The organism is Methylobacterium isbiliense, assembly GCF_022179325.1.
GTDB classification, from domain to species: domain Bacteria; phylum Pseudomonadota; class Alphaproteobacteria; order Rhizobiales; family Beijerinckiaceae; genus Methylobacterium; species Methylobacterium isbiliense.
This window is the reverse complement of the sequence record NZ_BPQQ01000041.1, coordinates 21,073-34,622: the sequence shown is the minus strand read 5'-3', so window position 1 is coordinate 34,622 and position 13,550 is coordinate 21,073. Positions and strand designations below refer to the sequence as shown.

The window sequence follows — 13,550 nt, the reverse complement described above, 5'->3', positions numbered from 1 at the left end:
CGCGGCGGCGCGCGGGCGGCGTCGCAGCGGGCCGTCCCGCCGCCTCAGCGCGTGCGGCGCGGCAGCACCTCCGGGAGCGCCCGGGCGAGGTGGTCGGGATTGAACGGCTTCTCCCAGTGCGGCACGCTCCGGAAGGCGACCGGCACCGCGCCGCGATCGTAGCCGGTGGCGAACACGAACGGGACACCGCGAGCCGCCAGGATCTCGGCCACCGGGAGCACGGTCTGGCCTCGCACGTTGATGTCGAGGACGGCCGCGTCGAGGTGCTCCGCCGTGACGAGCGCCAGCGCGTCCTCGCAGCTCGGCGCCGGGCCGACCACCTCGGCACCCAGCCGCCCGAGGGCATGGGCGATGTCGTGGGCGATGAAGTACTCGTCCTCCACCACCAGGATTCGGCGCTGCGCGAGCACCGCATGCGTGGATCTCGTCATCGATGCGCCCCGTCCGGTTCCGTTATCCTGGATAAAGGGCATGAGGATGCGACGACGATAACATGGGTTGCATGGATGGGTCTGCCGATCATGTACCGAGGCAGTGGTAGAGGAGAGCGGACCGGATGGCCACCTACCTGATCCGCAAGCTGGAGCAGTTCACCGCCCTGTCGCGGGACGACAAGGAGGCGCTCGAACGGGCGGCCTCGGTGCGGCAGCGCCGGCTCGGCTCGCGGGAGGACATCTTCCACGAGGGCGATGCGCCCGGGCGCGTCAACCTCATCCTCGACGGCTGGGCCTGCCGCTACAAGATGCTGGAGGACGGCCGGCGCCAGATCGCCGCCTTCCTGCTGCCGGGCGACCTGTGCGATCTCCGGATGTTCATCCTGCGCCAGATGGACCATTCGGTCGGCACCCTCTCGCCCGTCACGGTGGCGGAGATCCCGAAGGATGCGGTCATCGACCTGAGCGACAATTATCCCCGCATCAGCCGCGCCCTGTGGTGGACCTCCCTCGTCGAGGAGGCGATCCAGCGCGAATGGACCACCAATCTCGGCCAGCGCGACGCGCTCGAGCGCATGGCCCACCTGCTCTGCGAGGTCTTCGTGCGCCTGCGCGCGGTCGGGCTCACGGCGGGGTCGTCCTGCGAGCTGCCGGTCACCCAGGCCGAACTCGCCGATGCGACGGGTCTCTCCACCGTCCACGTCAACCGCACCATCCAGGAGTTGCGGGCCCGTGGCCTCGTCATCCTCCGCGGCAAGACCCTGTCGATCCCGGACCTCGACGCGCTCCAGGACGTCGCCCTGTTCTCCGCGAACTATCTCCACCTCGGCCGCGTCGGCCGTGAATACGATGCGAACGACGTCTGAGACGGCGCGATGCCCGGGTGCCGGGCGGACCGGATCAGGCGCGCCGGGCCGGGCCGGCCCGCGCGGCCTCCTCGATCCGCGCGATGGTGCGCCGGATCTCCTCGCGGGTCTCCTGCCAGCCGCGCAGCGTCTGGCGCAGCGTGTCGAGGAGCTGCTCGGCCGCCGTGACGCTCAGGTCGCAGCGGCGCAGATGCGCGATCCGGTCGATCTGCTCGGCGATCCGTCGCTCGCCCGCCGCGATGGCGGACTCGGCCCGGGCGAGATGGCGGGTCTCGGCGTCGAGATCGGGCATGGCGGTCTCCTCGCCGGCGCGGCGCGCAGGCTCCCGACATCGGCGCCTTGGATTCAACGGCCGGCACCGCCGCGCGCTCCCTCGCCCGCCCGCGGACGGGCCCGGCTCACCGTTACCCCCGCGGCCGGAGCCGCTGCGCCCCGGAACAAGTCGGCGGCGCTCCGGCTTCCCTCCCGGTCCTCTCCCGCGGCCCGGTCACGCGAGACTGCCATGAGCCATCGCGACATCATCGTCATCGGCGGGTCGTCGGGGGCCACCACGCCCCTGCGCACCCTGCTCGGGGGCCTGCCGACGGACCTGCCCGCGGCGGTGTTCATCGTCCTGCACATCCCGGCGCGCAGCATCGGGGTGCTGGCGAGCGTGGCCGCGGCGGCCGGCCATCTCCCCGTCCAGTCCGCCGCGGACGGCCTGCCGATCAGGCCCGGCCACGTCTATCTCGGCGTGCCCGACCACCACCTGCTCCTCATCGACGGCCGCATCCGCCTCGGGCGCGGCCCGCGCGAGAACATGGCGCGCCCTGCCATCGATCCCCTGTTCCGCTCCGCTGCGGCCGCCTACGGGCCGCGCGTCATCGGGGTCGTCCTCAGCGGCTTCCTCAACGACGGGGCGGCGGGCCTCGACGCCATCAAGCGCTGCGGCGGGGTCGCGCTGGTGCAGGACCCGACGGAGGCCATCGCCGACGAGATGCCGCGCAGCGCGCTCTCGGCCGCCACCGTCGACCTCGCGGTCCCGAGCGCGCGGCTCGGCGACGTGCTCTCGGACCTCGTGCGCGAGCCGGCCGGGGCGCAGGTGCCGGTGCCGCCCGAGATCCGCCTGGAGGTGGACATCGCGGCGGGCGAGCGGGTGGACAGCGAGGTGCTGCGCCGTCTCGCCGAACCCGTCGCCCTCACCTGCCCCCATTGCCAGGGCGTCCTCTCCCGCGTGCGGGGCGGCAAGCCGCTGCGCTTCCGCTGCCAGGTCGGGCACGCCGTCACCGCCGACATCGCCGCCAAGGAGCAGGAGGGCGCGGTCGACGAGGCCCTGCGGGTGGCGTTGCGCATCATCGAGGAGCGGGCCGAACTGGTGTCGCGCATGGCCGAGGAGGGCCGCGAAGCCGGCCGCAAGGCCGTGGCCGAGTTGTACGGAGCGCGGGCGATCGAGTATCGCCAGTACGCGGACACGATCCGGCGGGCGGTCCTGCTCTCCATGAACCCGTCCGGATCCCGCGTGGACGAGGGCGGCCAGGACGGGCCGTGACGCCGGGGCGGGACGGATTGCGGAGCGACGGCGCGAACGACGATGTCGAATGACACTGGTTCCCCTTCTGCCGCTGCCGAGACGGCCTCGCCGGCCGGCGTCGTCGTGGCGGTCAGCGCGTCGGCGGCGTCCCCGGACTCGCTCGCCTATCTGCTCGCGCACCTGCCGCCGCTCGACGGGATCGCCGTGGTGCTGGCCCTCCAGCATCCCGAGCTGCTCGACGCGGAGCGGCTGGCGCGCGCGCTGGCGCCGCCGGGCCGCGCCCTGAGCCGGGTCCAGGCCGACGCCCTGCTCGAAGCCGGGCAGGTCTACCTGCCCGATCCCGGCACGATCGTGACGGTGGAGCATCACCGCTTCCGCGTGCGGCCGGCCGAGCCGCCCCCGGAGGCGGGCGGCACGATCGACAGCCTGCTCGTCTCGCTCGCGCGGGACGAGGACCGCTACGCCATCGCGGTGACGCTCGCGGGCACCAACGGCGACGGCACCCTCGGCGTCAAGGCGATCAAGGAGGCGGGCGGCCTCGCCTTCGCGGAGGAGACCGAGGAGGCGCGCTCGGGCGAGCTCGCGGGCAGTTCGAGCCCCGCGGCGATCGCCGACGCCATCCTGCCGGTCGCCCGCCTTGCCGAGCGCCTCGCCTCGGCGGTCGGGCATCTGGTCCGCGGCCGGGACGGGGTCTTCGCGCCGGATTCGCCCGACATCGCGGGTGCGCTCACCAGCATCGCCACCATCCTGCGCAACAAGACCGGCCACGATTTCCACGGCTACAAGCCCGGCACCTTCCTGCGCCGGGTGCAGCGCCGGATGCAGGTGCTGCAGACCGACCAGATCCAGACCTACGTCGAGAGCCTGCGCGCCAAGCCCGACGAGGCGCAGAACCTGTTCAACGACCTGCTGATCGGGGTCACGCAGTTCTTCCGCGACGCGGCGGAGTTCGAGATCCTGCAGCGCGAGGTGATCCCGGCCCTGTTCTCGGGCAAGACCCGCAGCGACCAGCTGCGGGTCTGGGTGATCGGCTGCTCGACCGGCGAGGAGGCCTATTCCATCGCGATGCTGCTGCGCGAGTACATGGCCGACCGGGACGACGCGCCGCAGATCCAGATCTTCGCCACCGACCTCGACGGACGGGCGTTGGCCTCGGCCCGGGCCGGCCGCTACGCCGACGACATCGCCCGGGTGCTGACCCCCGAGCGCCTCGGCCGCTGGTTCGTCAAGGAGGGCGACACCTACTGCGTCGTCAAGGAGCTGCGGGAGATGTGCATCTTCTCGCAGCACAGCATCATCAAGGATGCCCCCTTCTCACGGCTCGACCTCGTCTCCTGCCGCAACCTGCTGATCTACCTCGAGGCGGAGCTGCAGAGCCGGGTCGTCCCGCTGTTCCACTTCTCGCTGCGCCCGGGCGGCTTCCTGTTCCTCGGCAATTCCGAGAACGTGTCGCGCCACACCAGCCTGTTCGCCCCGATCGAGAGCCGCTCGCGCATCTTCCGGCGCCTGGAGGGCGGCAGCCGCGTCCTGCCCGACTTTCCCTTCACGGCGGTGGACCGCCGGCTGGTGAGCGCCGCCCCCGCCGACCGGACCCGGATCGCGGAGGCGACCCTGGCGCGCCGGGCCGAGCGCTTCGTCGAGCGCTACGCGCCGGCCTACGTGATCGTGGACGAGTCCTTCACGGTCCTGCACTTCTCGGGGCGGACCGGGCGCTACATCGATCCGGCCGGAGGGGCCGCCTCCCTCAACCTGCTGCAGCTCGCCCACCCGGACCTGCGCCTCGACCTGCGCGCGGCCCTGGCGCAGGCGGCCGAACAGGGCGACACCGTCCAGATCGACGGCCTGCGCGTCGGCGCGAACGGCCAGCGCCTCATGGTCGACCTCGTGGTCGAGCCGGTCCAGGAGAGCGGGGCGTCACCCCAGAACTACATCGTGCTGTTCAAGGACGGGGCGGTCCTGCGGGATCCTCCCGACCCCGCTGCCGCGGCCTCCGCCCAGACCGAGTACGCCCGGCGCCTCGAAGACGAGCTGCGCACCACCAAGAACCGGCTCCAGGCCACCATCGAGGAACTGGAGAGCACGAACGAGGAGCTGAAGTCCTCCAACGAGGAGTACCAGTCCCTGAACGAGGAGCTTCAGAGCGCCAACGAGGAGCTGGAGACCTCCAAGGAGGAGCTGCAATCCGTCAACGAAGAGCTGACGACCGTCAACGGCGAACTCGCGCACCGGGTGCACGAGCTGACGCGGGCGACCAGCGACCTCAAGAATTTTCTCGAAAGCACGCAGATCGCCACGGTGTTCCTCGACAACGAGCTGCGGGTGACGAACTCGACGCCGGCCGTGGTGGACGTCTTCCACCTCGTCGAATCCGACATCGGACGGCCGATCGCTCACATCAAGTCCCGAGTCGCCTACGACGAGCTGCAGGACGACGCCCGGCGGGTGCTGCGCACGCTCGCCACGATCGAGCGCGAGATCGCCAATCCGGAGACGGGCGCGCGCTACATGGTGCGGGTGCTGCCCTACCGCAGCGTCGACAACTTCATCGCCGGCGTTGTGCTGACCTTCGTCGACATCACGGCGCGCCAGCAGGCCGAGGCGGCGATGCGGGTGAGCGAGGGGCAGGCCAAGCTGCTGCTCGCCGAACTGCAGCACCGGGTGCGCAACACCCTGGCGGTGATGCGCTCGATCGTGCGCCGGACCGCGGCGACGAGCGACACGGTCGACGATTACGCGGCGCATCTGGAGGGGCGCATCGACGCCTTCGCGCGCGTGCAGGCGGCCGTCACCCGCGACCCGGCGGCGGGCATCGACCTCGAACAGCTCGTCAGCCACGAACTCCTCGCCTACGCGGCGCATGAGGGCGAGCAGGTCCGCAGCATCGCCGGCCCGCCGGTGCGCCTGCGCGCCAAGGCGGCCGAGACCTTCGCGCTCGCGGTCCACGAACTCGCCACCAACGCGGTGAAGCACGGCGCCCTCTCGGCGTCGAACGGCCGCGTCGCGGCGGCGTGGCGCTTCGACGGCGCCCCGGACGCCGAGCCGACCCTCGTCTTCGACTGGACCGAGAGCGGCCTCGACCGCCCGGTGGCGCCGCCCGCCCGCCGGGGCTTCGGCTCCGAGCTGATCGAGCGCACCCTCTCCTACGAACTCGGCGGCCGCGCCGTCCTGAACTTCCGGCCCGAGGGGCTGCATTGCCGCATCGTGCTGCCGGCCACCGATCGGATCATCGCGAGCGGCCGGCCCTGACCGCTCCGGCGCGAGGAGCCAGGATCATCGCCGGCGTGTGCCGCAGCACGCCGGTTGCCTCTGCGCCATGCGAAGTCCTGGCCATCGCCTCACCCAAGGAACTGCGCGATGGTCAGGTTCGTCACCGGTGCGCTCGTCTCGGTCTCCCTCCTCGTCGCGGCGGGTGCCGCCGAGGCCGCGCCCTTCGGCTTCTGCAAATCCTACGCGAACGACGCCGCAAAACAGTATCAGCGGATGCGCTCGACCCCGTCCTGCGCCCGGCCGCCGAGCAACTTCTGGCACCCCGACCGGCAATTGCACCTCGACTGGTGCCTGACCGCGCCGGTCCTCGCCGTCAACGCCGAGCGGTACAAGCGCGACGACGTCCTGGCGAATTGCGACACGGGCCTCGGCGGTTGAGGAGCGGCGCCCCGCTCAGGCCCGCGGCGGCTTGGCGCTGATCGGCTTGGCGCTGATCGGCTGGTCGAAGATCACCCGCTTGCCCCCCGGCTTGTGGCGGACCCCCATCACCCGGCGCCCGACGTTGAGCGCCCGCCCCTCGCGCAGCAGACCCTTGAGCGCCTCCGTGGAGGTCGCCGCCGCCATGAGCAGCCACGCCACGTCGGCCCCGTCCGGCGTGTCGGGCGGCGGCGGACGGCCGGTCTCGGCGAAGCGCCGCGCATCCTCGTGGCTGTAGAGCGCCCAGCCGAGAAACCCGGCCACCCGCTCGCCCTCGAAGGCAAACAGGGCGTGGCGGCGCCGGATCTGGACATCCACCGTATGGATCACGTCGCCGAGCCGGAAGCTCGCGAACGGCTCCCGGCGGGCCAGGAAATGCACCGCGATGCCGAGGCTGGCATAGGTCGGATCGAGGGCGCGGATGATCGGGGTCATGATCCTGCCGTGCCGGGCCTGCCGCGTCCGGACGGCGGGGCGGCCCGTCTCCCCCGCCCTCCTGGTCCGAGCTTGTACCATCGCCCCAGGATGCTGACGCACCGATCTCGATCCCGGGCAAGCCCGGGATCGACGGGGCCGATGACCCATCTCGACTTCTCGCGAAGCCAGAGGCTGGGCGAGAATTCGAGACCGGAACCAACGGTCGTCTTCAACGACCGTTGGTGTTGCGCCGCCGCCCTGCCGCGCCGGTGCGCCGCCGCACGGCGGCCTCTCCCCTCGCCTGCTTTGATGCGAGCGTCCCCCGAGAGCCGATGAGCCTCGGCGGAGGACCGATCTCGCCGCGGGCGAGTGCTGCAGAGAACAGCGCCAAACTCATCGTCGACTGAGAACGCCGCCGCGCCGCGGGGGCGAAATCTGCGCAATGCGACCGGCACGCGGCGCGATGGCGCCTGCCGGCATGGCAACGAGGATTGCAGACATGCCGACGTCTTACCAGAACTTCAATGCGGCGCGCGGGTCGATGTACCTCGCCACCCAGGGCGACGCGAACGACCAAGTGACGGCTTGGTACGAGCTGAACGGCACCCAGGAGGCCCGCATGCGCGAGGCCGTGGGGCTGTGGGACGACGTGTCGAACTTTTCGGGCGGCATCTCGGCGGACGATGCCGGCCTCGCCGGGCGCTCGGTCACCTGGGTGACCGAGACCTTCCTGGGCATCCCGACCGGCGGCCACTGGCAGAACAACCTGTCCTTCGACTGGACCCGGGTCGCCGTGGCCGACATCGCCGGGACCAGCACGCTCGGCGTCAACAAGACCTTCGGCGCCAACAACCGCTACCACGAGGTCTACATCGACAGCACCCAGGAAGGCGTCGGGGATTTCCAGCTCGGCAGCATCGCCTTCAACACGCTCGTGCACGAACTCGGCCACTCGGTGATCGACGGGACCGACTCGGACAAGTCGCACATCCCGGGCGATCCCATGCATTCGATCATGGATGCGTCGAGCAACGGCAATGTCGGCGGTCTCCAGGGGCCGAATGCTTGGTACGCCGCGACCCCGATGACCTACGACATCGATCAGGCGATCCGCCAGCACGGCGCCTCGACCACCACGCGCACCGGCGACGACGTCTACGGCTTCAATGCCCGCTTCAGCGGCCCCTACCGGGCGGCGTTCGACTTCTCGGTCAACACCCGGCCGCTGGTGACGATCTACGACAACGGGGGCAACGACACCCTCGACGCCTCGGGCTTCCGCGACGGATCGGGCAACGCGCGCGCGGTGCATGTCGACCTGCGCCAGGGCGAGCAGAGCCGCATGCTCGACGGCGACCGGCAGATCTTCGCGCTGATCTACACCACGAGCTGGGTCGAGAACGCGGTCGGCGGCGGGGCCAACGACGAACTGGTCGGCAACGGCCTTTCCAACCGCCTGACCGGCAACGGCGGCAACGACACGCTCTGGGGCCAGGGCGGCAACGACACTCTCGACGGGGGCGCGGGCGACAACCTGCTGTTCGGCGAGGAGGGCGCGGATCTGCTGCTCGCGGGCGGCGGCAACGACACGCTCTGGGGCGGCATCGGCGCCGACCGGCTCGATGCCGGCGCGGGCGCCAACCAGCTCTTCGGCGAGACCGGCTCCGACACTCTGGTCTCGGGGGCGGGCGCCGATCACCTCGACGGCGGCGAGGGCTTCGACTACGCCGATTACGGCGGCTCGGCCACCGGGGTCGCGGCCGACCTCTCGACCGGCAAGGTGCTGTACGGCAACGCCCAGGGCGACACGCTGGTCGGCATCGAGGGCCTGCTCGGCTCCGGCCATGACGACACGCTCACGGGCGGCACGGGCGCGAGCTACCTCGGCGGCCAGGGCGGCAACGACGACCTGCGCGGCCTCTCGGCCAACGACACGCTGAGCGGCGGCAGCGGGCACGATACGCTCACGGGCGGCGGCGGGGCCGACTGGCTCGACGGCGGCGAGGGTGTCGACACCGCCTCCTTCGGGGGCGCGGCGGTCAGCATCAACCTCACCAGCGGGGTCCATGGCGGGGAAGCGGCCGGCGATGTGTTCGTGTCGATCGAGCGCTTCGCCGGCACGGGCAACGGCGACACGATGGTGGGCAACGCCTCCGGCAACACCTTCCTGGGGCGCGGCGGCGACGACCGGCTCTACGGCTACGAGGGCTCCGACACGCTCGACGGCGGTGCGGGCGCCGACACGCTCGACGGCGGCGGCGGCAGCGACTGGGCGAGCTACGCCTCCTCCGGCCAGGGCGTCTACGCCGACCTCTCGCTCGGCAAGGTGCTGTACGGCGACGCCCAGGGCGACACGCTGGTGAGCATCGAGAACCTCGAAGGCTCCGGCTACAACGACACGCTCGCGGGCGGCGAGGACGCCAACACCCTCTGGGGCCAGGGCGGCAACGACGAGCTGCGCGGCAACGGCGGCAACGACACCCTGGCGGGGCAGGCGGGCTCCGACACCCTCACGGGCGGTCTCGGGGCCGATTACCTCGACGGCGGCGACGGGGCGGACTGGGCCTCCTACACCGATTCCTCGGCCGGGGTGACCATCGACCTCAGCTCCGGCAAGGTCGCGGGGACCGGGGGCACCGCGCAGGGCGACACCCTGGTGAGCATCGAGAACATCTACGGCTCGACCCTCGCCGACCGGATCACCGGCAGCGCCGACGCCAACACCTTCCTGGGCGGTCTCGGCAACGACACGCTGCTGGGCCTGGCCGACGCCGATACCCTGAACGGCGGCACCGGCGAGGATTCGATCGACGGCGGCACCGGCGCCGATCTCGTCGACGTGGTGGCGAGCGGGGGCGACCGCGTCGCGGGTGGCGACGAATTCGACCGGCTGATCGTCCGCCGCGCCGACGGCCAGGGGGCGTGGTCCTTCGACGCCGCCACCGGCCGGGGCTCGGACGGGTTCACGGCCTCCGGCTTCGAACGCTTCGACGTCTACGGCGGCAACGGGGCCGAGACGCTGCTGGGGAGCGCGGCCGCGGACCTCATCGGCGGCGGCGCGGGCGCGGACGTGCTGACCGGCCGGGGCGGTCGCGACGTGTTCGTGTTCGACGCCGCCCTGCTCGTCGGCAACGCCGATCACATCACCGACTTCACGGCCACGGGTGCGGAATCCGACACGATCCAGCTCGCGCGCGGGGTGTTCACGACACTCGGCGCGGGCGCGCTCGCGGAGGATGCGTTCAAGGACCTCGGCACGGGAGCGGCCGACGCCAGCGACCGCATCCTCTACGACCGCAGCACCGGCGGCCTGTTCTACGACGCGGACGGGTCGGGCGCGGGTGCCCAGGTGCAGTTCGCCACCCTGGACAATCTCCCGACCCTCTCGGCGGCGAACTTCGCGATCGTCTGAGACCGTCTCCGCTTGATCAAAGCGGAGACGGGATCAGCAAGCCCGCGCGGTGGAGCCCACGGCTCCACACGACGGAGCGAAGCCCACATCCGCCATCCCGAAGGGATCAAGCGGATGGGGTATGACGGCCGCACCGCGGGCGCCCCCTCCCCGAGGGGGCGCCCGCGCCCTGCGGCCGATCAGGCCACCGGCGGCTCGGGATGGCGGACCGCCCGGTCGACCTGGGCCAGCACGTCGTGCGCGCGCCAGGGCTTGGGCATGTAGACGGCGTTGCCCGGCAGGTGTCCGGTCCGGTCGTCCGCGTAGCCCGAGGTCACGACGAGCCGCACCCCCGGCCAGAGGCGGCTCACCGCCCGGGCGAGGTCGACGCCGTCCATGCCGCCCGGCAGGCGCACGTCCGTGAACACCATCGCGACCTCGCCGCCGCGCTCCTTCAGGAGGTCGACGGCGGCCTCCCCGGTCTCGCAGGCGACGACGTCGAGCACCGTATCCTTGAGCACCGCCACCGCGAGGTCGCGCACCCCGGGATCGTCCTCCACCACCAGCACGAGCCGGGTCGGCCCGGCGGCGGGCCCGCCCGGCCGGTGGCGCAGGGCATCGCGCGCGAGGAGCAATTCCGCGAGTTCCCGGATGCGATGGGGCAGCGCCTCGTCCGGCGGCGGGCCGAAGACCTCCTGCAGCCCTCGTCCGACCCCATGCGCCACGGAGGTTTCCGAACTGGTGTGGGCAGAGGGGAAGACCGTGTCGGCACGACGCATCACAGATCCTTTCGTCCGAGGCTTCCTTTCGCGGCCTGCGACTGGCTATCGCAGGTTAACGCCCTTGAGGGGAATGAGATCGCGGGAGGTTGGTTTCAGCTTGGCGCTTGCGGAAAACGGCCGGCACCCGCAATTCAGGCCCGCAGGACGCCCGCGGTCGCGGCCGGCCGGCGCCGTCCCGGCCTGCGGTGATTTTGTCGCCCCATGATGAACGCGGCCGTGGGAACCGCGCCGTCCAGAACAGGTTGCCCATCTGCAGCGTGTAGCGTCTCGGATCCTCTGCGGATCTCCTCCCTTTACTGGGCCGCACCGTGTGTGCGGCCCATTTTTATTGCATGTGTTAAACAGATGCTGCCAGAATGACTAACCTATGTGATGCGGGCCAGGGTCGAGGCCGGATCCCGGCCACAGACTGGTGCACCGGCTCGCGCGCGGCTGTATAGGACGGCCATGACCCCGCCTCCCGGCCCCGTCCTCGTCAAGATCTGCGGTCTCAGCACGCCCGAGACCCTCGATGCGGCGCTCGACGCGGGCGCCGACCTGATCGGCCTCGTGCATTTTCCCCGCAGCCCGCGCCACGTCGACCTCGCGGCCGGCGCGGCGCTGTCGCGGCGGGCCGCGGGCCGCGCGGGCCGCGTCGCGCTCCTGGTCGATCCGGACGATGCGCTGCTCGACGCCGTGACGGCGCTCCTCGATCCCGACTGGATCCAGCTGCACGGCCGGGAGGATCCGGCGCGGGTCGCCGCCGTGCGCGCCCGCACCGGCCGCCCCGTGATGAAGGCCCTCGGCATCGCCGAGGCGGCCGATCTCGCGCGCATCCCGGCCTACGCGGAGGTGGCCGAGCGCATCCTCCTCGACGCCAAGCCCCCGCCCGGGGCGGCCCTGCCCGGCGGCAACGGCCACGCCTTCGACTGGACCCTGATCACACGCGCCGGACTGGCGCCGGGCTTCATGCTCTCGGGCGGCCTCACCCCGGCCACCGTGGCGGAAGCGATCGCCGTCACGGGGGCGCGGGCGGTCGACGTCTCCTCGGGCGTCGAGATCCGTCCGGGCGAGAAGGATCCGGCGCGCATCCGCGCCTTCGTGGCCGCCGCGCGGGCGGGCTCGCGGAAATCTGAAAGCGCAGACTGACCTGAGGAAATTGCCCTCCGGCGCGATTGGGCCTAGAGCAGGCGCCGACAGGCTGCCCGCGGAGACCGGCCCCTTGCGCCGCCCGCATCCGCGCCCGAGGAACCTCGCCGTGAACGCTCCCCAGACCCCGAACTCATTCCGCACCGGCCCCGACGAGCGCGGCCGCTTCGGCATCTTCGGCGGCCGCTTCGTGGCCGAGACCCTGATGCCCAACATCCTCGAACTGGAGCGGGCCTACGCCGAGGCCAAGGCCGACCCGGCCTTCCAGGGCGAGATGGAATCCTACCTCACCCACTACGTCGGCCGGCCGAGCCCGCTCTACTTCGCCGAGCGGATGAGCCAGCACTTCGGCGGCGCCAAGATCTACTTCAAGCGCGAGGAGCTGAACCACACCGGCTCGCACAAGGTGAACAACGTGCTGGGCCAGATCCTGCTCGCGCGGCGGATGGGCAAGCCCCGCATCATCGCCGAGACGGGGGCCGGCCAGCACGGGGTCGCCACCGCGACTTTGTGCGCGCGCTTCGGCCTCAAATGCGTCGTCTACATGGGGGCGGTCGACGTCGAGCGGCAGAAGCCGAACGTCTTCCGCATGAAGATGCTGGGCGCCGAGGTGGTGCCGGTGCAGTCCGGCACCCGCACCCTCAAGGACGCGATGAACGAGGCCCTGCGCGACTGGGTCACCAACGTCGCCGACACCTTCTACTGCATCGGCACCGTGGCCGGTCCCCACCCGTATCCGGCCATGGTGCGCGACTTCCAGTCGGTGATCGGCCGCGAGACCCGCGAGCAGATGCTGGCGCTGGAGGGCCGCCTGCCCGATTCGCTCGTCGCCTGCATCGGCGGCGGCTCGAACGCGATGGGTCTCTTCCACCCCTTCCTCGACGACCGCGAGATCGAGATCTACGGCGTCGAGGCGGCCGGGCACGGCGTCTCGACGGGGCTGCACGCCGCCTCGCTCACCGGCGGCAAGCCGGGCGTGCTGCACGGCAACCGCACCTACCTGCTGATGGACGGCGACGGGCAGATCGCCGACGCGCACTCGATCTCGGCGGGCCTCGACTACCCGGGCATCGGCCCCGAGCACGCGTGGCTGCACGAGACGGGCCGCGTCACCTACCTGTCGGCCACCGATCACGAGACCCTGGAGGCGTTCCGCCTCTGCTCGCTCCTCGAAGGCATCATCCCGGCGCTGGAGCCCGCCCACGCCCTCGCCAAGGTGGCCGAACTGGCGCCCGCCAAGGCCAAGGACCACCTGATGGTGGTCAACCTCTCGGGCCGCGGCGACAAGGACATCCCGCAGGTGGCCGAGATCCTGGGCGACGCCCTGTGACGGCGCGG

At 71.7% G+C, this 13,550-nt stretch carries 11 protein-coding genes; 7 read left to right on the top strand and 4 right to left on the bottom strand.

Annotation, left to right across the window (positions count from 1 at the left end):
* Positions 1-44 precede the first annotated feature (44 nt).
* Entirely contained in the window at positions 45-431 is a 387-nt protein-coding gene (locus MFF61_RS18085; protein ID WP_238236709.1) for a response regulator, read from the bottom strand.
* 125 nt (positions 432-556) lie between these two features.
* On the opposite strand from MFF61_RS18085, the gene MFF61_RS18080 reads away from it, so the two are divergent.
* The gene (locus MFF61_RS18080) at positions 557-1,300 is read left to right on the top strand and encodes a Crp/Fnr family transcriptional regulator (protein ID WP_238236708.1); all 744 of its coding nucleotides are present in this window, start codon (positions 557-559) and stop codon (positions 1,298-1,300) included.
* 34 nt (positions 1,301-1,334) lie between these two features.
* Here the strand turns inward: MFF61_RS18080 and MFF61_RS18075 are convergent, their stop codons facing one another.
* A complete protein-coding gene (locus MFF61_RS18075; protein ID WP_238236706.1) occupies positions 1,335-1,592 on the bottom strand; it encodes a hypothetical protein in 258 nt (85 codons plus the stop codon).
* 210 nt (positions 1,593-1,802) lie between these two features.
* Here MFF61_RS18075 and MFF61_RS18070 point away from each other — a divergent pair, with 210 nt between their 5' ends.
* The 3 genes from MFF61_RS18070 to MFF61_RS18060 all read left to right on the top strand — a co-directional run bounded on the left by MFF61_RS18070 (position 1,803) and on the right by MFF61_RS18060 (position 6,455).
* Positions 1,803-2,828: a chemotaxis protein CheB gene (locus tag MFF61_RS18070; protein ID WP_238236705.1), complete on the top strand. Its 1,026-nt coding sequence runs from the start codon at positions 1,803-1,805 to the stop codon at positions 2,826-2,828.
* Between the two features lie 42 nt (positions 2,829-2,870).
* Positions 2,871-6,056 (top strand): CheR family methyltransferase, encoded by a 3,186-nt coding sequence (locus MFF61_RS18065; protein ID WP_238236704.1) that lies wholly within the window; start codon positions 2,871-2,873, stop codon positions 6,054-6,056.
* A 108-nt stretch (positions 6,057-6,164) separates the two neighbouring features.
* Positions 6,165-6,455 carry a hypothetical protein gene (locus MFF61_RS18060; protein ID WP_238236703.1) on the top strand — a complete coding sequence of 97 codons (291 nt, stop codon included), beginning with the start codon at positions 6,165-6,167 and terminating at the stop codon, positions 6,453-6,455.
* A 15-nt stretch (positions 6,456-6,470) separates the two neighbouring features.
* Here MFF61_RS18060 and MFF61_RS18055 read toward each other — a convergent pair whose 3' ends face one another.
* Positions 6,471-6,929 carry a hypothetical protein gene (locus MFF61_RS18055; RefSeq protein WP_238236701.1) on the bottom strand — a complete coding sequence of 153 codons (459 nt, stop codon included), beginning with the start codon at positions 6,927-6,929 and terminating at the stop codon, positions 6,471-6,473.
* 481 nt (positions 6,930-7,410) lie between these two features.
* On the opposite strand from MFF61_RS18055, the gene MFF61_RS18050 reads away from it, so the two are divergent.
* Positions 7,411-10,323 (top strand): calcium-binding protein, encoded by a 2,913-nt coding sequence (locus tag MFF61_RS18050; protein WP_238236700.1) that lies wholly within the window; start codon positions 7,411-7,413, stop codon positions 10,321-10,323.
* 179 nt (positions 10,324-10,502) lie between these two features.
* Here the strand turns inward: MFF61_RS18050 and MFF61_RS18045 are convergent, their stop codons facing one another.
* Positions 10,503-11,081 carry a response regulator gene (locus MFF61_RS18045; protein ID WP_238236699.1) on the bottom strand — a complete coding sequence of 193 codons (579 nt, stop codon included), beginning with the start codon at positions 11,079-11,081 and terminating at the stop codon, positions 10,503-10,505.
* A 450-nt stretch (positions 11,082-11,531) separates the two neighbouring features.
* Here MFF61_RS18045 and MFF61_RS18040 point away from each other — a divergent pair, with 450 nt between their 5' ends.
* A complete protein-coding gene (locus MFF61_RS18040) occupies positions 11,532-12,212 on the top strand; it encodes a phosphoribosylanthranilate isomerase (RefSeq protein WP_238236698.1) in 681 nt (226 codons plus the stop codon).
* Between the two features lie 109 nt (positions 12,213-12,321).
* The gene (gene trpB / locus MFF61_RS18035; protein WP_238236697.1) at positions 12,322-13,542 is read left to right on the top strand and encodes a tryptophan synthase subunit beta; all 1,221 of its coding nucleotides are present in this window, start codon (positions 12,322-12,324) and stop codon (positions 13,540-13,542) included.
* The last annotated feature ends 8 nt before the right edge of the window (positions 13,543-13,550 follow it).

What these genes read in the sequence shown, in the direction of transcription:
- MFF61_RS18045 (WP_238236699.1), bottom strand. Translation starts at nt 11,081, where the DNA reads ATGCGTCGTGCCGACACGGTCTTCCCCTCTGCCCACACCAGTTCGGAA.
- MFF61_RS18040 (WP_238236698.1), top strand. Translation starts at nt 11,532, where the DNA reads ATGACCCCGCCTCCCGGCCCCGTCCTCGTCAAGATCTGCGGTCTCAGC.
- MFF61_RS18055 (WP_238236701.1), bottom strand. Translation starts at nt 6,929, where the DNA reads ATGACCCCGATCATCCGCGCCCTCGATCCGACCTATGCCAGCCTCGGC.
- MFF61_RS18050 (WP_238236700.1), top strand. Translation starts at nt 7,411, where the DNA reads ATGCCGACGTCTTACCAGAACTTCAATGCGGCGCGCGGGTCGATGTAC.
- MFF61_RS18075 (WP_238236706.1), bottom strand. Translation starts at nt 1,592, where the DNA reads ATGCCCGATCTCGACGCCGAGACCCGCCATCTCGCCCGGGCCGAGTCC.
- MFF61_RS18070 (WP_238236705.1), top strand. Translation starts at nt 1,803, where the DNA reads ATGAGCCATCGCGACATCATCGTCATCGGCGGGTCGTCGGGGGCCACC.
- MFF61_RS18085 (WP_238236709.1), bottom strand. Translation starts at nt 431, where the DNA reads ATGACGAGATCCACGCATGCGGTGCTCGCGCAGCGCCGAATCCTGGTG.
- MFF61_RS18080 (WP_238236708.1), top strand. Translation starts at nt 557, where the DNA reads ATGGCCACCTACCTGATCCGCAAGCTGGAGCAGTTCACCGCCCTGTCG.
- MFF61_RS18060 (WP_238236703.1), top strand. Translation starts at nt 6,165, where the DNA reads ATGGTCAGGTTCGTCACCGGTGCGCTCGTCTCGGTCTCCCTCCTCGTC.
- MFF61_RS18065 (WP_238236704.1), top strand. Translation starts at nt 2,871, where the DNA reads ATGTCGAATGACACTGGTTCCCCTTCTGCCGCTGCCGAGACGGCCTCG.